The sequence below is a fragment of the Pseudonocardia sp. Ae717_Ps2 genome, from assembly GCF_001932475.1.
Classification (GTDB): Bacteria; Actinomycetota; Actinomycetes; order Mycobacteriales; family Pseudonocardiaceae; genus Pseudonocardia.
Map to the genome: position 1 here is coordinate 3,300,349 of NZ_MCIS01000001.1, position 17,937 is coordinate 3,318,285.

Annotated in this window: 9 protein-coding genes; 6 read left to right on the plus strand and 3 right to left on the minus strand. The window is 77.1% G+C overall.

The window, feature by feature from the left end; translation table 11 throughout:
* Positions 1-18: 18 nt before the first annotated feature.
* Positions 19-7,683, minus strand: coding sequence for a type I polyketide synthase (locus Ae717Ps2_RS15160; protein WP_075306861.1), 7,665 nt, complete (start codon positions 7,681-7,683; stop codon positions 19-21).
* A 356-nt stretch (positions 7,684-8,039) separates the two neighbouring features.
* On the opposite strand from Ae717Ps2_RS15160, the gene Ae717Ps2_RS15165 reads away from it, so the two are divergent.
* Both Ae717Ps2_RS15165 and Ae717Ps2_RS15170 read left to right on the plus strand, forming a co-directional pair.
* The gene (locus tag Ae717Ps2_RS15165; RefSeq protein WP_158071500.1) at positions 8,040-9,101 is read left to right on the plus strand and encodes an FkbO/Hyg5 family chorismatase; all 1,062 of its coding nucleotides are present in this window, start codon (positions 8,040-8,042) and stop codon (positions 9,099-9,101) included.
* Positions 9,098-10,279, plus strand: a complete 1,182-nt coding sequence (locus Ae717Ps2_RS15170) for a 3-deoxy-7-phosphoheptulonate synthase (protein ID WP_233147571.1) — start codon at positions 9,098-9,100, stop codon at positions 10,277-10,279. Before Ae717Ps2_RS15165 ends, Ae717Ps2_RS15170 begins: the two co-directional genes overlap by 4 nt.
* Before the next feature lie 12 nt (positions 10,280-10,291).
* On the opposite strand, the gene Ae717Ps2_RS40060 is transcribed toward Ae717Ps2_RS15170, so the two are convergent.
* A complete protein-coding gene (locus Ae717Ps2_RS40060; protein ID WP_158071501.1) occupies positions 10,292-12,946 on the minus strand; it encodes a LuxR family transcriptional regulator in 2,655 nt (884 codons plus the stop codon).
* Between the two features lie 66 nt (positions 12,947-13,012).
* Here Ae717Ps2_RS40060 and Ae717Ps2_RS15180 point away from each other — a divergent pair, with 66 nt between their 5' ends.
* The 3 genes from Ae717Ps2_RS15180 to Ae717Ps2_RS40355 are packed head-to-tail and all read left to right on the plus strand — an operon-like array spanning position 13,013 to position 15,926.
* Positions 13,013-14,419: a glycosyltransferase gene (locus Ae717Ps2_RS15180; protein ID WP_198932187.1), complete on the plus strand. Its 1,407-nt coding sequence runs from the start codon at positions 13,013-13,015 to the stop codon at positions 14,417-14,419.
* Between the two features lie 17 nt (positions 14,420-14,436).
* Positions 14,437-15,618, plus strand: a complete 1,182-nt coding sequence (locus tag Ae717Ps2_RS15185; protein ID WP_020623665.1) for a cytochrome P450 — start codon at positions 14,437-14,439, stop codon at positions 15,616-15,618.
* Complete coding sequence (locus Ae717Ps2_RS40355) at positions 15,615-15,926, plus strand: ferredoxin (protein ID WP_075306865.1); 312 nt, start codon at positions 15,615-15,617, stop codon at positions 15,924-15,926. Before Ae717Ps2_RS15185 ends, Ae717Ps2_RS40355 begins: the two co-directional genes overlap by 4 nt.
* A gap of 123 nt (positions 15,927-16,049) precedes the next feature.
* On the opposite strand, the gene Ae717Ps2_RS15195 is transcribed toward Ae717Ps2_RS40355, so the two are convergent.
* Positions 16,050-16,928: a methyltransferase domain-containing protein gene (locus Ae717Ps2_RS15195; RefSeq protein ID WP_075333531.1), complete on the minus strand. Its 879-nt coding sequence runs from the start codon at positions 16,926-16,928 to the stop codon at positions 16,050-16,052.
* A gap of 158 nt (positions 16,929-17,086) precedes the next feature.
* Between Ae717Ps2_RS15195 and Ae717Ps2_RS15200 the strand changes: the two genes are divergently transcribed.
* The gene (locus tag Ae717Ps2_RS15200) at positions 17,087-17,902 is read left to right on the plus strand and encodes an SDR family NAD(P)-dependent oxidoreductase (protein WP_020623668.1); all 816 of its coding nucleotides are present in this window, start codon (positions 17,087-17,089) and stop codon (positions 17,900-17,902) included.
* Positions 17,903-17,937: the final 35 nt, after the last annotated feature.

A 17,937-nucleotide genomic window follows, 5' to 3' on the forward strand; every position in this document is an offset into this window, starting at 1 on the left:
GATGGGGTCGGGCCCGGGTCAGAGTTGGGCGTCGATGATGTCGAGCAGGTCGTCGACGTCGGCGGTCCTGATGTCGTCGTCGGGGCCACCGGTCACGGGCGCGCCGTCCCGGCCGGGGGCCCGGTCCCCGGCACGCAGCCGGTCCAGCACCGCGGCGAGCCGACGTTCGAGCGGGGCGCGCTCGGCCGGGTCGGGCAGACCCGCCGCGAGCGCTGACTCCAGCCGATCCACCGCCGCCGCGGGCGACGGGTCCGGCTCCGACGCCGGGGCGAGTGCCGCGACCAGGTGCGCGGTGACCGCCTTCGGGGTCGGGTGGTCGAACACCAGGGCCGTGGCCAGCGGCAGCCCGGTGCGGACCCGCAGCCGGTCGCGCAGCTCCACCGCCGCCATCGAGTCGAAGCCCTGGTCCCGGAACGACCGGTCCGGGTCGACGTCGGCCGGGCCGGGGTGGCCGAGGACCGCCGCGACCTCGCGGCGCACGAGGTCCAGCACCGCCGCCGGGCGTTGCACCGCGGGCAGTGCGGCCGGTCCGGGGCCGGTCGGCTCCGGCGGGGCGAGCGCCCGCGCCGCGTCCGGTACCCCGGCCAGCAACGGGCTCGGGCGGACCGCGGTGAACCCGGGGGCGAACCGCTCCCAGTCGACGTCGACGACGGTGCGCACGGCCTGCTCTCCGCTGAGCGCGGCGTCGAGCGCGGCCATCGCGGCCCGCGGGTCCAGCGGCAGCAGACCCTGACGTCGCATGCGGTCGGCGACGCCGTCGCGGCCCGCGAGACCCTGCCCGGCCCAGGGTCCCCAGGCCAGCGACACGACCGGGACGCCGGTGTCACGCCAGGCCTGGGCCATGCCGTCGAGCTGGGCGTTCGCGGCCGCGTACCCGGCCTGCCCGGCGCCGCCCCAGGTGGCGGCGGCGGAGGAGAACAGCACCACCATCTCCAGCGGGGCGTCGGCGGTGACCTCCCGCAACGCGCGGGCACCGCCGACCTTGGGCCCGAACAGCTCGGCGAGCCCCCCGGTGGTCAGGTCCGCGGCGGCGGCGTCACCGGTGTCGACCCCGGCCGCGTGCACGACCGCGCGCAGCGGCAGGTCGGCCGGTACCGCCTCGACGACGGCCCTCAGCGCCGCGGCATCGGCGCAGTCGCAGGCGGCGACGGTGACCCGGGCCCCGGCCTCGCTCAGCTCGGCCACCAGCGCGGCCACGCCGGGGGCGGCCTCGCCGCGGCGGCCGGCCAGGACCACGTGTGCGGCGCCGCGGCGGACGACGTGCCGGGCGACGTGCGCGCCGAGCCCCCCGGTGCCTCCGGTGACCAGCACGGTGTCGCGGAACACCGGAGCAGCCCGGTCCCCGGTCGGGGCGGGGACCAGCCGCCTGCCGAAGGCGGCTCCGTCCCGGATCGCGACCTGGTCCTCGCCGGACGCGCCGGTCAGGACGGAGGCGAGTGCCGCGACCGTCGCCGGACCGGGCTCGGCGGGCAGGTCGACCAGGCCGCCCCAGGACAGTCGGTCCTCCAGCGCGGCCGAACGACCCCACCCCCAGACGGCGCACTGCTCCGGGTTCACGACCGCTGTGTCCGCTGTGTCCTCTCCGGCGGCCTCCCCGGACCCCACCGGTACGGCCCCGGTCGTCGCGCACCACAGCGGGGCGGGCACCCCGGCGTCGACGAGCGCACCGGCCAGGGTCACCCGGCGCAGCAGCGAGGCGGGGACCTCCCCGCCTGCCGTGTCGGCCGTGTCCCCGACGGGCAGCGACAGCACGACGTCCGGCGGGTCGGTCGCGGCGTCCGCCAACGCCGCGGCCAGCGCGGCGCGGTCGAGACCGGTCGCGTCCAGGAACCCGACCGACGCGCCCACCCCGGTCAGGGCGGCGGCCGGACGCCCGCCGTCGACGACCACCAGGACCCGCTCCGGGACCGACGGCGGATTCTGCAGCGGTACCCACTCCTCGCACAGCGCAGGGACCTCGGGGACCCCGCCCGCCCCGCCGGCCGGCGGTTCGGGCCAGAACCGGCGACGGTCGAACGGGTAGGTCGGCAGCTCCGGCACCGGCGCCCCGGACCCCGGCACCAGCGCCGCGGGGCGCACCGCGGCGCCCGCGACGTGCAGCCGGGCCGCCGCGGTCAGCGCGGTGTCCACCTCGGACCGGCCGTCCCGACACAGCGGGGTGACCAGCACGTCGCCGTGCACGGGCAGCGCGTCGGGCACCAGACCGGACAGCGTGGCGTCCGGGCCGAGCTCCACGACGGTGTCCACCCCGGCCCGGGCCGCGGCCGCCACCAGGCCGGCGAACCGCACCGTGCCGCGGGCGTGCCGGACCCAGTAGTCCGGGTCGGCGGGCGCCGCCGGGTCGACGACCGTACCGGTCACGTCGGACAGGACCGGGATCCGCGCAGGCGTCAGGTCGAGCCCGTCGAGCACCTCGCGGAGCGGCACGCTGATCGGTTCCATCAGGTGCGAGTGGAACGCATGGGAGACCGGGAAACGGCCAGTCCTGCGGCCGCGGGCGGAGAACGACGCCGCGACCGCGTCGACGGCGTCGGCGGCCCCGGACAGCACGACGGCCGACGGGCCGTTCACCGCGGCCAGCGCCACCTCCGGTCCCAGGTGGGCGGCGATCTCGTCCTCGCCCGCCTCCACCGCGACCATCGCGCCGCCGCCGGGCAGTGCCTCCATCAGCTCGCCGCGTGCGGTGACCAGCCGGGCGGCCGAGGCCAGGTCCAGCACCCCGGCCAGGTGCGCCGCGGCGAGCGCGCCGATCGAGTGTCCGCCGGCCAGCGCCGGTGTCACCCCCCACGACCGCAGCAGCGCGGCCGCCGCGACGTGGAACGCGAACAGGGCGGGCTGGGCGGTACCGGTGCGGGCGAGCCGCTCGGCGTCGTCGCCCCACACGATCTCGCGCAGCCCCGGGCGGAGGTGGCCCAGCACCTCGTCGAACGCCTCGGCGAAGGCGGGGAAGCGCCCGTACAGGTCACGCCCCATCCCCGGACGCTGGGTGCCCTGGCCGGAGAACAGCACCGCGACCCGCCGCGGCACGGCCCGCCCCCGCGCGACCTCCCGCACCCCGGAGTCGGTGGCGAGCAGCACCGCGCGGTGCTCGAACCGGGACCGGCCGTGCACCAGCGCGTGCGCGACGTCGCCGCGCGGGAGCCCACCCGCCACCGCCGTGATCCGGCCGACGTGGGCGTCGAGCGCCTCGGGGGTGGCGGCCGAGACGAACCACGCCTCGGTGCCCGCCGGCTCCCGCGCTGCGCCGGTCCCGCTGCCGGGGGCCTGCTCCAGCACGACGTGGGCGTTCGTACCGCTGATCCCGAACGCCGACACCGCGGCCCGGCGCGGACGGTCGCGGTCCGGCCACTTCTCGGCGGCGGTCACCAACCGTACCGGCCCGGCCGCCCAGTCCACCGCGGACGACGGCGCGTCCACCCCGGGGGTCGCGGGCACGACCCCGTGCCGCATCGCCTGCACCATCGCGATCACCCCGGCGGCCCCGGCGGCGGCCTGGGTGTGGCCCAGGTTCGCCTTGACCGAGCCCAGCAGCAGCTCCTCCGACCGGTCGCCGTAGGCGACGCGCAGCGCCTCGGCCTCGATCGGGTCCCCCAGCGTGGTGCCGGTGCCGTGGGCCTGCACGACGTCGACGTCGTCCGGGCCGAGCCCGGCGGCGGCCAGCGCCGCGTCGATCACCCGCTGCTGGGACGGCCCGTTCGGGGCGGTCAGCCCGTTGGACGCGCCGTCGGAGTTCACCGCGGACCCCCGCAGCACCGCGAGGACCTCGTGACCGTTGCGGAGGGCGTCGGACTGCCGCTCCAGCAGCAGCAGCCCGACCCCCTCCGACCACGCGGTGCCGTCCGCGGCCTCGGCGAACGGCTTGCACCGCCCGTCCGGGGCGAGCCCGCCCTGGCGGGTGAACTCGACGAAGCTGCCCGGCGTCGCCATCACGGTGACGCCGCCCGCGACGGCCAGGTCGCACTCCCCCGCCCGCAGGCTCTGCGCCGCCAGGTGCAGCGCCACCAGCGACGACGAGCACGCCGTGTCCACCGTGATCGCCGGCCCCTCCAGCCCGAGCTGGTAGGCGATCCGGCCGGAGACGACACTGCCCGCCGTGCCGACGCCCCAGTGCGCCTCGGTGCCCTGCGGCGGACCGGCGTGACCGCTGCCGTAGTCGTGGTACATCACCCCGGCGAACACACCGGTCCGGGTGCCGTGCAGCGAGTCCGGGGCGATCCCGGCACGTTCGAACAGCTCCCAGGCGCTCTCGAGGAGCAGCCGCTGCTGGGGATCGCTGGCCAGGGCCTCCCGCGGCGAGATGCCGAAGAAGGCGGCATCGAAGTCGGCGGCGCCGGACAGGAACCCGCCCTCCCGGGTCGCGCTCGCCCCGCCGGCCAGCGCGGCGAGGTCCCAGCCCCGGTCGTCCGGGAACGGGCCCATCACGTGCCCGCCGGCGTCGAGGACCCGCCACAGGTCCTCCGGCGAGGCGATCCCGCCCGGGTACCGGCAGGCCGTCCCGACCAGCACCACCGGGTCGTCGTCCGACGGCGGCCGCGCCGGGAGCGCACGCCGTGACGGCGCCGTCTCGCCCAGGACCCCGGCCCGCAGGAACGCTGCCAGCGCCGCCGGGGTCGGGTGGTCGAAGGCGACCGCCGCGGACAGCTCCAGCCCGGTGGCCGCGGCCAGCCGGTTGCGCAGCTGCACCGCACCCACCGAGTTCAGGCCGGCCTCGCGGAACGCGCGCCCGTCCCGTGACGCCGGCACGTCGACGCCCAGCGTCTCGGCCAGTGCCGTGCGCACGATCGCGGTGAACGCCGCGGTGCGCCCGGCCTCGTCCAGCGGTTCCACCCGTGCGCGCAGGGCGTCGCGCACCGGGTCCGAGGGGCCCGCGGCCGCGACGGTCTCGAGCAGGCCGCGCAACAGCACCGGGACCGGCCCGGGTGTCCCCGTTTCCGTCGCCTCCAGCCGGACGACGACGGCGTCGGCGCGGGCGGGCAACGCCACGTCGGCCGCGGCGGCGACCTCCTCGACCGCGACGGCGCCCACCCCGGCCGCCGGCGGCACCTCCGGCTCCGGGTCGCCCCAGGCCAGGACGCAGCCGCCGAGACCGTCGCGGACCCGGGCCGCGGCGAGCGCGGACAGGAACGCCGCGGCCGCCGACTCCGCGCCGCACCCGGCCGAACCGAGCGCACCCCGCACGGTCCCGGTGAGGACCAGCGCCGGCGCCCGCGCGGCCGACCGGGAGGCACGGTCGCAGTGCAGCGCGCCCGCCAGCACCGCGTCGAGGTCGGCACCCCGTTCGCCGTCGGCGTGCACCAGCACGGTCACCGGCCGCGGTGCGGACGCCAGGGCGGCGGCGAGCGCGTCGGGGTCGGCCGGGTCGGTGTCGTGCACCGCGCAGGCCGCGCCGAGGTCGTCCAGCTCCCCGGCGAGGCGGGCGATCGCGGGGTCGCCGAGCCCGTCGGGCCCGCACAGCAGGACCTGGCCGAGGCGGTGGCCGCGGACCAGGTGGCGGACCAGCGCCGCGGTGCGCGGGCCGGGTGCCCCGGCGACGGCGACCGCGCCGCGCGGGTCGGGGTCGGGGGCCGCTGTGCCAGCGTCGGGCGGGCCGGCCGGGGCCAGCCGCGGGACCAGGGCGACCCCCTCGCGCAGCGCCAGCCGCGGCTCGTCGGTGCCGACGGCCAGGGCGAGCGCGTCGGCCGAGGCGGGTGTGCCGTCGGTGTCGAGCAGGACGAGCCGGTCGGGGTGCTCGGCCTGCAGCGCGGCCAGCCCGCCCCACACGGCGGCGGCCGCCGGGTCGGGGGCACCCGGGTCACCGCCGGGGTCGACCGCGCCGACGGTCACGGCCACGACCCGGCCGGGACCGGCGAGCAGTGCACGGCAACGCGCGTCGGCGTCGCGGGTCGCCGTCGCCACGGACGCCGCGTCGGGAACGCCACGACCACCCGCCGGGGGCACGACGGCGGCCAGCACGGTGATCTCCGGGTCCTCGGCGTCGCGGTCGACGCCGAGCGCGTCGAGCACCCCGGCGATCCCGTGCAGGTCGGCCGGGGCCCCGCCGGCCGCCGACCAGCGGCGCGGCAGCTCGCGCACCCCGGTGCGGGTGGACGGCAACGGCGTCCACGACGTCCGCAGCACCGTGCGGTGCCGGCCGCCCGCGGTGGCGCGCAGCCGGGCCGGACCGTCGAGCAGCAGGTGCCGGGTGATCTTGCCCGACGAGGTGCGCGGCACCCGGTCGATCTCGAACAGCTCCTCGGGCACCTTGAACGCCGCCAGCCGCTCCCGGCACGCGGCGAGGGCGGCGTCGGGGTCGACACCACCGGGCCCGGCGACGACGAACGCGACGGGGACCTCGCCCTGCACCTCGTGCGGGCGGCCGGTTACGGCGGCGTCGGCCACGCCCGGCACGCCGAGCAGCACGTCCTCGATCTCGGCGGGGTGCACGTTCTCACCACTGCGGATGATCAGCTCGCGGGTGCGGCCGGTGATGGTGAGGTACCCGGCCTCGTCGAACCGGCCTAGGTCACCGGTCCGGTACCAGCCGCCGGGCATCGCCTCGGCGGTCGCGTCCGGGCGGCCGTGGTAGCCGACCATGAGGTTCGGTCCGCGGACCCACACCTCACCCTCCGCGCCGGCGTCGACGTCACGGCCGTCGTCGCCGACCAGGCGCAGTGCGATGCCGGGCACCGGCAGCCCGCACGACCCGTCGACGGTGGCCCCGGTCGGCCAGTTGACCGCCATCAGACCGCAGGTCTCCGTGCTGCCGTAGCCGTCGAGCAGCGGGGCCCCGAAGGTCTGCTCGAACGCGGTCCGCAGCGGGCCGGGGCAGATGGAGCCCGCGGTGAGGGCCCGGGTGAGGCCGTTCGGCACCCCGCCCGCGGCGCGGGCCTCGGCGACGAGCCGGTGGTACATCGCGGGGACCCCGGCCAGGAAGGTGTAGGAGCCCGCGCGCAGCTCGGCGAGGACGTCGTGCGGGTCGAAGGCCGCCATCAGCCGGGCCGTCGCGCCGACCGCGGTCACCCCGACCACGCACAGCACGTGGGCGAGGCTGTGGTGCAGCGGGAGCGGCCAGAGCACCCGGTCCCCCGCGGCCAGCCCGACGATCGGCGCGTAGCAGGCCGCCACCGACCACAGGCAGCTGCGCTGGGTGGACAGCACGCCCTTGGGGCTGCCGGTGGTGCCCGAGGTGTAGAGCATGAACGCGACGTCGTCGAGGTCCTGGTCGTCGCGGGCGGGCTGCGGGGGCTCGGTCCGGGCGAGGCGCTCGTAGCCGTGGACCCCCCGCGGCAACGGCCCGTCCCCGGTCACGAGCACCGTCACCGAGGACCGACCGGGCAGCAGGCCGAGCACCTGCTCCAGGTGGGCCGGGTCGGTGAGCACGACCCGGGCCCCGCTGTCGTCGAGGACGTGCGCGAGCTCGTCGGCGGACCCGGCCGGGTTGCAGGGCACCGCGACGCCGGACGCGCGCAGCACCGCCAGATAGCTCTCGACCACCTCGACCGCGTTGCCCTGCAGGATCACCGCCCGGTCGCCGGGATGCAGCCGCAGGGCCGCCAGGTGCCCGGCGAGCCGACCCGTGCGCACGTGCAGCTCGGCGTAGGTCACCGACCGGACCCGGTCGGCGAAGGCGACCGTGTCGCCCCGCTCCGAGGCGTGCCCGGCGACCAGCTCGTGCAGCGGCCGGATCAGCTCTGTGCGCAACATGCCGTCTCCCTGGGTCGAGATCCGGCGTGACGGTAGGTGCGACGGGACCGGCGAATCCTCAGTCCTGAACGGATTCCCCACCCCCTGCCCACCCCCTGGAACCCCCCTGTGACGTGTCCGGCCGGATCGACGCCACGGGATCGGACCTACCGTCGGGACGAGCGACGACCGCACGATTCCGCCGCGATTCCTCCACGACGTCCCTGAGATGTCTCCGGGATTCGACGGCGATTCCACGGTGATTCCACGGTGATTCCACGGCGATTCCACGGCGATTCCGCCGAGGCTCCGCTGCCGTTCCTCCGCGACGCCGCCGCACTGTCCGCCCCATTCACCGACGCGAACGGGAAGCCGACGTGACGCAGATCCAGTTCCAGCCCCGCACCGATCTCCCCCGACACCCCGCCCCCGGCCGCGCCCCGGCCGCCGCGTTCGTCGACATCACCGACGCCGACGCCTACTGCGCGACCCGCCCCGTGCTCGGCCGGATCGACTACGGCGACACCGCCACCGGCGCGTCGCTGACCGGGGGGCATCCCCGGCTCGGGCTCGGGATGGGCACCGGCACCGCGGACCTGCCCGCGTTCTCCGAGGTGTGGACGACCGAGGGCCCGGTCGAGACGGGCAGCACCGACGGGATCGTGTGGTCGCGCGACGACGAGTTCCTGCTCTGTGCCGGGCACATCCCCGAGGCCGACAGCTACGCGGAGGCGACCCGCTCGGCGTACACCACCGCGATCGACCTGATGCACGAGCTGGGCCACACCCGCTGCTTCCGGATGTGGAACTTCGTCAACCGGATCAACGAGGACAACGCCGACGGGCTGGAGGTCTACCGCGACTTCTGCCTCGGCCGTGCGCACGCCTTCCGCCGCAACGGGTTCGCCGACACCGAGGTCCCGGCCGCGACCGGCATCGGCGCACGCGGCGACGGGATCATGTTCTACCTGCTGGCCAGCCGCAACGGGCACGGCACGCCGGCCGAGAACCCGCAGCAGGTCGCGGCCTACCGCTACCCGAAGCGGTACGGGCCGGAGGCGCCGAGGTTCGCCCGCGCGACCCGGCTGGTGCTGGACGGGCCCGGACCGGTGTACGTGTCGGGCACCGCGAGCATCACCGGGCACCTCACCCGGTTCCACGGCGACGTCGAGCGCCAGACCGGGCTCGCCCTGGAGAACATCGCCCGCGTTCTCGCCGCCTCCGGCCCGGCCGCCGGGGCCGTCCCCGACCTGTACGACCTCGACCTGGTCAAGGTGTACGTGCGGCACGCGGACGACGTCCCGACGGTGCGCGCGATCGTCGAGGCCACCCTGTCCCCGCACGCCGAGGTGCGCTACCTCGTCGTGGACGTCTGCCGGGCCGACCTGCTGGTCGAGATCGAGGGCATCGCCCGCACCGTCGCCGGACCGCGGCCGTGACCCGGTCCGCCATCCCGGCCGCGCCGGCCGTGGCGGACCCCGCCGGGCCGCCCGCCGCGCAGCAGCCCGACTGGGCGGGCCACCCGGGCCTCGGCCGCGCCGTGCGCAGGCTCGCCTCGGCCCCGCCGCTGGTCGGCCCGGACGAGATCGCCCGGGCCCGACACGCGCTGGGCGAGGCCGCCGAGGGGCGGGCGGTGGTGCTGCAGGCGGGCGACTGCGCCGAGCGGCTCGACGAGTGCGGCGCCGGGCACACCGCCCGCCGGCTCGCCGAGCTCGACGCGCTCGCCGCGCTGCTCTCCGACCGCACCGGGCACCCGGTGCTGCGGATCGGGCGGATGGCCGGCCAGTACGCCAAGCCGCGGTCGTCGCCGGTGGAGGAGCACGACGGTGTCGTCCTGCCGGTCTACCGCGGGGACCTGGTGAACGCACCCGAGCCGGACGAGCTGGCCCGCAGGCCCGACCCGGACCGCCTGGTGCGTGCCCACCGGGCGGCGGCCACGGTGCTGGCCGGGGTCCGCGCGCACCCGTCGCGGTCCGGGACCGGGCCCTTCACCAGCCACGAGGCGCTGGTGCTCGACTACGAGCGACCCCAGGTGCGCCACGACCCGGTCAGCGGCGACGACCACCTCACCTCCACCCACCTGCCGTGGATCGGCGACCGCACCGCCGACCCCGGGCAGGCACACGTCGCGCTGCTCGCCCGGGTCGCCAACCCGGTCGCCTGCAAGGTCGGTCCCACCGCGACGCCGGACCGGCTGCGGCGGCTGTGCGCGCTCCTGGACCCGGACCGCTCCCCCGGCCGGCTGACCCTCGTCTCCCGGATGGGCCGGGACCGGGTCCGGACGCTGCTCGCGCCGCTGGTCGCCGCGGTCCGCGACGCCGGCCACCCGGTGGTGTGGCTGTGCGACCCGATGCACGGCAACACCGTGCGGACGCCCGACGGGACGAAGACCCGGATGCTGGCCGACGTCGTCGCCGAGGTGCGCGCGTTCGGTGAGGTCCTCGCCGCGGCGGGGCTGCACGCCGGCGGGCTCCACCTGGAGACCGCCGCGACCCCGGTGACCGAGTGCGTCGGTGCCGACGTCCCCGGTCCCGGTGCGCTGGCGGCCCGCTACGAGTCACCGTGCGATCCCCGCCTGAACCCGGCCCAGGCGCGCGCGGTGATCGCCGCCTGCTGAAACGCGGGCGGTCTACGCCGACGCCGCTTCCGGTTCCGCGGCCGGGCCGGGTCCGAGGGACGCCGGCAGCGAGGTGCGGTCCCGCACGCCGAGCTTGCGGAACACCCGGGTCAGGTGCTGCTCGGCGGTGCTGGCGGTGATGTGCAGCCGCTGCGCGATCTCGCGGTTCGTCAGGCCCGCCGCGGCCAGCTCCGCCACCCGACGCTCGCCCGCGGTCAGCACCGCGGCCGTCCGGCCCCGCTCCGGATCGGGATCCGCGGTGCAGTGGGCGCGCAGCGTCGTGGCCAGCGCGTCGGCCCCGCAGTCGACGGCGAGGGTCAGCGCCTGCCGGGCGGTGGCCAGCGCGCGTCGGTGCCGGCGCGCTCCGGCGTGCACCCGGGCCAGGTCGGCGAGTGCCCGGGCGGTCCCGTAGCGGTCCCCGGCCGCCTCCAGCACGGCGACCGCCTCCTCGAGCACCTGCTCCCGGCCTGCGCTGCGACCCGCGGCGGCGAGCAGCCGCAGCGCCGTGCCGCGCTCCCCCGACGGGCCCGCGCCGGTCGCGGCGAGCTGTTCCTGGAGCAGCCGCCGGGCCTCGGAGCGGCCCTCGTCCCGCGGGGTGGTCCCACCCAGCCGGGCGGCGGCCGCTCCGGCCCGCCACGGCACGAGACCCGGCCGGTCCAGGCCCCAGCCGACCGCGAGCTCACCGCAGGACAGGAAGTCCGCGAGCGCGGCGTGCGCGTGGCCGGCGGCCAGGTGGTACTCGCCGCGGGCGAACAGGTAGTGCAGTCCGTAGCGGGTGCCGAACAGCGCGGGAGGCACCGGGCGGGCGAGCAGCGCGGCCGCGTCGCCGAGCCGGCCTGCGCGGGTGGCCGCGACGACCGCGGTGGCCAGCGGCACCCCGCAGGCCACGCCCCAGTCCCCCGGTCCGATCTCCAGCGCCGCCGACGCCGCCGCGCCCGCCGCCCCGAGCCGACCCAGCCGCAGCGCGGCCTCCGCGCCCGCCGCACGGACCAGGGCCCGCCCGGGGCCCGGCGGTTCCTCGGCCGCGATCGCCGCGGCCAGCTCGCACGCGACGGCAGGCCGTCCCGCGTAGACCAGCACCAGCAGCAGCTCGAACGCCACCTCCGGCCACCAGCACGCGTGGTCCCGGGGCCGGACACGGACCAGCGCCTGCTCGGCGGTCGCCGCGGCCTCGGCCCGCCGGTCGCGGGTGCACACCGCGGCCAGCGCGTCGGCGACGGCCGTCCAGGCCGGGACGGCCGGGTCGCCCGGGACCGGTCCCGGCCGCGGGGACAGCGGAGCCGGGCCCGGGCCGACGGACCCCGGGTGGGTGCGGACCAGCCAGCCCTCGACGGCCCCCGCCTCCGGGCCCCCGACGGCACTCAGCCGCGCCGCCACCGCACCGGCCTCGTCCGTGCGGCCGTGCCAGAGCAGCCGGCGCAGCAGCGGCGCCAGTTCGGGGCCGGGCAGCTGCGCCACGGCAGCGGCCGGGCGGGTCAGCAGGCGGTCCGCGAGGCCCGGTCCGGCCCGCCACTCGGCGCGGGTGGCGCAGGCGTCCGCGGCCAGGACCTGGGCGGGGTCGGCACCGGCGGCCGCGGTCACCGCGGCCCGGGCCAGCGTGCGGGCCGTGGCGGTGCGCCCGTCGCACAGCGCCTCGTCCGCGGCGCGGACCAGCACCCCGACCGCCCACGACGGCAGGGCCCCACCGGCCTCGGCCAACCGCCCGGCGACGTCGGCGACCGGAGCGCCGCGGTCGTGCAGGCGTTCGGCGGCCCGCAGCCGCAGGGCCCGCAGCTCCGTGGGGGGCACACCGGCCAGGACCGCGTCGCGGACCCCGCCGGGCAGCTCGTCGCCGGTCAGCAGCCCGGCGGCGGCGAGCGCACAGGTCGCGGCCGACCGCCGCGGCTCGGCAGGGCCCGGTACCGCGCCGGTCGCCGGCGGCGCGGTCCGGCGGCCGGTGACCGCGAGGGCGAGCGCGAGCCGCGGCGCCCCCTCGGGCAGCCGTGCGACCAGCACCTCGACCGCCCGGACCAGCGCCGGTCCCGGCACCGTCGTCCGCCCGGCCGCGTGGTCGGTGAGCAGCGCCGCGACCAGCCCCGGGTGCCCGCCGGTGGCCGCCAGCACGGCCTCCGGCCCCGGCCCCGGCCGGGCCCGGCAGACCTCGGCGACCGCGTCGGCGTCCAGCGGGCCGACGACGTGCTCCCGGGCCGCCGGGCAGCGCCGCAGGTCGTGGGCGAGCGCGGCACCGGGTGCGGCGACCAGCAGCAGGACCGGTCGCCCCGGACCGGTCCGGCGCGCGATCCAGCACAGCAGGCCCAGCGAGGCGTCGTCGGTCTCGCCCGCGTCGTCGACCGCCACCAGCACCGGCCCGGGTGGCAGCGCCGCGCCGAGCTCCTCCACCCGCAGCGCGCGGGCCGCCTGGTCCGGGCCCGGGTCGGGCAGCGGACGGCCGCACAGCTGGGCGGCGACACCGAAGGGCACCGGCCGCTCGGCCGCGGACGCCGTGGCCCGCAGCACCGTCGTCCCGGTCGCCGCGGCCCGCGCGGTGACGGCGTCGAGCAGTGCGGTACGCCCGCAGCCGGGTGGCCCGTCGAGCAGCGCGACCCCGCCGGTCCCGCGGCGCAGCAGATCGAGCTGCTCGCCGAGGGCGGCCCACTGCGCGGTGCGGCCGGGCAGGACGGTGCTCACGACCACCGAGGCTAGGTCGTCGAAGACTGGCAATATCCCGGTTCCCGATCCGGTGCCATGGACGGCATGAACGCGACCCGCCCCGCGGTGCTGATGGTCGGGCTGCCGGAGAGCGGCCTGATCAACCCGATGCTCGTGCTCGCCGGGGAGCTGTCCCGACGCGACGTCGCCGACCTCTGGTTCGCCACCGACGACCACCGACGCGACGACGTCGAGGCGGCCGGCGCGGACGGTGGCGCTCCGGTGCGGTTCTGCGGCCTCGGGGAGGTCGTCGGCGAGCTGTCGTCGGTGACCTGGGACGACCGCACCTACCGGCGGGTGACCGGGCGGTCCCGGTTCCGGGCCCGCGCGGCGGTCATCCGGAAGACCTACGTGCCCGGAGCGCAGGCCGAGAAGTACCGCAGGCTGCTCGCGGTGGTGGACCGGGTGCGGCCGTCGCTGATGGTCGTCGAGAGCATGTGCCAGTACGGCGTCCAGGTCGCGATCACCCGCGGCATCCCGTTCGTGCTGAGCAACCCGTTCGTCCCCAGCAACCTGCTGACCTCGCTGGTGCCGTTCGGGCCGTCCTACACGCCGAAGGACTTCCCGGTGCCGCACTCGGGGCGCTCCGCGCACGCGGGGCCGCTGGGCCGGCTGGCCAACCGCTGGTTCCGGTGGCGGATGCTCGGGCTGTTCCTGTCCCCCGCCATGCGCCGTCGCAACGCCGAGGACGCCCGGATCGCCGCCGAGCTCGGCGTCGACCCCGCCTCGGCGGGCCAGTTCACCCGGACCGAGTCCGCGGCGATGGTCCTCAACTACTCGATCCCGGAGCTGGACTACCCGTTCGAGCTGCCCGCGGTGTTCCGGACCGTCGGCGCGATGATCCCGCCGCTGCCGCAGGAGCCCCCCGGTGAGCTGACCGACTGGCTGGACGCACAGACCTCGGTGCTCTACGCGGGCTTCGGCACCATCACCCGGCTCACCCGCCCCGAGGTCGCCACGATGGTGGAGCTCGCCCGCCGGCTGGAGGGCCGTCACCAGGTGCTGTGGAAGCTCCCCGCCGAGCAGCAGCACCTCCTCCCGGACACACTGCCGGACTCCCTGCGGGTGGTGAGCTGGGTGCCGTCCCAGTTGGACGTGCTCGCGCACCCCTCGGTGCGGGCCTTCCTCTCGCACGGCGGCGGGAACGCCTACCACGAGAGCCTCTGGTTCGGGAAGCCGATGGTGGTCCGTCCGCTGTGGGTGGACTGCCACGACCAGGCCGTACGGGCCGAGGACCTGGGCGTGGGGCTGTCGCTGCGCCGACCGCGCCGGTTCCGCATTGACGACCTCCAGAACGCGGTGACCCGAGTGCTGGAGGAGCCCGCGTTCGCCGAGAACGCCCGGCGGTTCGCCGCGCTGCAACGGGCGGCGGGCGGACGCGAGCGGGCCGCCGACCTGGTCACCGGGCTCCTCGGCGCCGGTCGAGCGGCCCCGTCCGTCCCCCAGCCCTGACCCTCCCCGGAGGAATCATGTCGACCACCGAGACCGATCCCGAGCTCGTCCCGTTCCTGATGCGCGGGCCGGGCAAACCCTTCCCGCCCCCGGAGTACGACGCGCTGCGCGGGCAGGGACCCGTCCGCGCCGCGCTGCCGGACGGGACGCCGGTCTGGCTGGTGACCCGGCACGCCGACGTCCGCGCCGTGCTCACCGACCGGCGGATCAGCTCGAACCCCGACCGGGAGGGCTTCCCCCGGCCCAACGCCAACGGCGGCGCGCCCTCGGCGACCGAGGTGCCCGGCTGGTTCGTGTCGCTGGACCCGCCCGAGCACGACCGGTTCCGGCGCGCCCTGATCCCGGAGTTCAGCGTGCGCCGGGTGCGCGAGATGCGCCCGGCGATCCAGCAGGTGGTCGACCGCGTCGTCGACGACCTGCTGGCCCGCGACGGCGAGGCCGACCTGGTCGCCGACTTCGCCCTGCCGGTCCCCTCCCTGGTGATCTCGGCGCTGCTCGGGGTGCCCGAGGTCGACCGGGACTTCTTCGAGTCGCGCACCCGGACCCTCGTCACGATCGGGTCCGCCGACGCCGACCGCGACACCGCCACCGAGCAGCTGCTCCGCTACCTGAACCGGCTGATCGCGATCCGGACCCGGCGCCCCGGCGAGGACGTGCTGAGCCGGCTGGTGACCGCCGGGGACTTCACCCCCGAGGAGCTGTCCGGGGTGGCGATGCTGTTGCTGATCGCCGGGCACGAGACCACCGCGAACAACATCGCGCTGGGTGCGGTGACGTTGCTGGCGCACCCCGAGTGGATCGGCGCCGACGGTCTGCCCGACGAGCTGCTGCGCCTGCACTCGGTCGCCGACATCGTCGCGCTGCGCGTCGCGGTGTCCGACGTCGAGATCGGGGGTCGGACCATCGCGGCCGGCGAGGGCATCGTCCCGCTGATCGCCGCGGCGAACCACGACCCCGAGGTCTTCGGCGAGTGCCCGGCACGCTTCGCCCCGTCGCGCGAGTCCCGCCAGCACGTCGCGTTCGGGTTCGGTGTGCACCAGTGCCTGGGCCAGAACCTGGTCCGGACCGAGATGGAGCTGGCCTACCGGACGCTGTTCGAGCGGGTCCCGGGCCTGCGGCTCGGGGTGCCCGCCGAGGACCTCCCGATCAAGTACGACGGCGTGCTGTTCGGCCTGCACGCCCTGCCGGTGCGCTGGTGAGCCGCCCACGGGGAGAGGCCCCGCCCCCGGACAGCACCGACCGCACCGACCACACGGACCGCACCGACGGGACGCGGGACACGTCCGCCGCGGGCGGCGCCGGCCGGATCGTCGTCGACGTCGACCGCTGCATCGGGGCCGCCCAGTGCGTGCTCTCCGCGCCCGAGATCTTCGACCAGGACGACGACGGCTTCGTGGTGGTCCTCGACGAGACCCCGCCCGCCGACCGGGCCGACCGGGTCGGTCTGGCGGCGCGCATCTGCCCGTCCGGGGCGATCCGACAGGTCCCCGACGCCGGATCGTCGTGAGCGGGCCGGCCCGCCGGCCGGAACGGACCTGACAGGGGCGCCCCGCCCGCGTTCCGCGGAACGCGGGCGGGGCGCCCCTGTCGCCGGTGCGGGTATGTCGGACGTCGGTATCGGACGTCGCTGTCAGGCGTCGACGCGGCGGGCGGTCAGCAGCAGGTAGCCGAAGCCGTCGACCGCGGCCATCTCCGCGCACGGGTCCGGCCAGTCGGCCGCGCCCCCGGACTCGGCGGCCGCCCGCTGCTGGACCCGCGCCATCTCCAGGAACGTGCGCCGGGTGCTGTGCCGGCTGATGTCGCGGATCTCCTCGAAGGTCATCCCCGCGGCCCGCAGCAGGTCCGGGTAGTCCCCGGCCCGCGACAGCGACATCATCGAGCCCTCCAGCAGCATCCGCAGGGCCGGACGCTGCTCCGGCAGGATCGGCCCCCGCTCGAAGAAGTCGGTGAGGACCAGGCGCCCTCCCGGGCGCAGCACCCGGGCGGCCTCCGCGACCACCTCGGACCGATCCCGCACGTGCATGATCGACTCGAGCGCGACGACGGCGTCGAACGACGCGTCCTCGAACGGGGTCCGGCGCGCGTCGGCCACCCGGAACCGCACGGCGTGGTCGGCGCCCGCGATCCCCGCGGCACGCCGGGCCTCGTCCACCTGGTCCCGGCTCAGCGTCACGCCCTCGACCGCGGCACCGGTCCGTGCGTGCAGCCGCAGGGCCGGGCCGCCGATCCCGCAGCCGAGGTCGAGCACCCGGGAACCGGGCCCGGCCGCCAGCCGCTCGATCACCATGTCGGTCAGCCGCAGCGAGGCCTCGGCGAGACCGAGCTCCTCCTGCGGCGACTCCCAGTACCCGAAGTGGAGCTGGTCGCCGAAGCCGAAGTTGCCGGCGTCGGTGTCGTCGTCGGCGTCGGTGCCGCGCTCGGCGCACTGCTCGCCGAACGCGTCGTAGAGGCGGCCGACCGCCTCGGCGGAATCGTCGTGTCGGCCGGTTCCCGTGTCCGTGTCGGTCATTGTCGCAAAGGTCCTCTCCGGGCGGTCCGGCGACCGGTGACGCTCATCGCACGGATACGTCATTCCATCGGGTGACACTATTCGAGGGGCGTCTAGGGAATTATCCGGAAAATCTCCTCGATACGGTTTCCCGGCGGGTCGGGGCGCAGAATCGGAATATGCGTTCCCCCATCGGCCACATCCATCCCGATCCGGTCGGCTTCGAGGCGGACCGGCTGCGAGGGCGGCGCGCGATCGTGCTCGGCGCCTCCAGCGGCATCGGTGCCGCCGCCGTGCGGCGCTTCGCCCGTGAGGGTGCGTCCGTGGTGGCCGCGGCGCGCCGGCGCGACCGGCTCGAACAGGTTTGCGCCGAGGTCCGCGACGGGCTGCCCGCCTCGGCCGGACCGGTGCTCCCGATGCCCTGCGACGTGCAGGACGAGGAGTCGGTCGCGGCCCTCGTGGACGCCACGGTGGAGCGGCTCGGCGGCCTGGACACGGCGTTCAACGTCCAGGGCGTCGGCAACACCCCCGGCCCGCTGCACGAGGTCCCCACCGAGGAGTTCGACCAGGTCGTGGCGGTCAACCTGCGCGGCACGTTCCTGGCGATGAAGCACGAGATCCGCGCGATGCTGGCGGGCGAGGGCGGCAGCATCGTCAACACCTCCTCGGTCGCCGGCCTGGTCGGCACCCCGCAGCTGCCCGCCTACGGCGCGTCCAAGGCGGGGCTCGACGGGCTGACCCGCACCGCCGCGATCACCTACGCCGACCGGGGCATCCGGGTGAACGGCCTGGCACCCGGGGCGACGATGACCGAGATGCTCACCCCGTGGGTGACCAGCGACGCGATCCGCCAGAAGGTCGCCGAGACCGCGCCGCTGCCGTTCCTCGCCCTGCCCGACGACATGGCCAGGGTCGCGGTGTTCCTGCTGTCGGAGGAGGCGCGCTGGATCACCGGCACGGTGCTGCCGGTGGACGGCGGCGCCTCGGCCGACTGATCCGCGCACGGCCCCGGTGCCGCCGCGGGCCGGGG

Coding starts and splice junctions, on each gene's coding strand:
- Ae717Ps2_RS15160 (WP_075306861.1), bottom strand. CDS start 7,683: ATGTTGCGCACAGAGCTGATCCGGCCGCTGCACGAGCTGGTCGCCGGG.
- Ae717Ps2_RS15180 (WP_198932187.1), top strand. CDS start 13,013: ATGAACGCGACCCGCCCCGCGGTGCTGATGGTCGGGCTGCCGGAGAGC.
- Ae717Ps2_RS15185 (WP_020623665.1), top strand. CDS start 14,437: ATGTCGACCACCGAGACCGATCCCGAGCTCGTCCCGTTCCTGATGCGC.
- Ae717Ps2_RS15195 (WP_075333531.1), bottom strand. CDS start 16,928: ATGACCGACACGGACACGGGAACCGGCCGACACGACGATTCCGCCGAG.
- Ae717Ps2_RS15200 (WP_020623668.1), top strand. CDS start 17,087: ATGCGTTCCCCCATCGGCCACATCCATCCCGATCCGGTCGGCTTCGAG.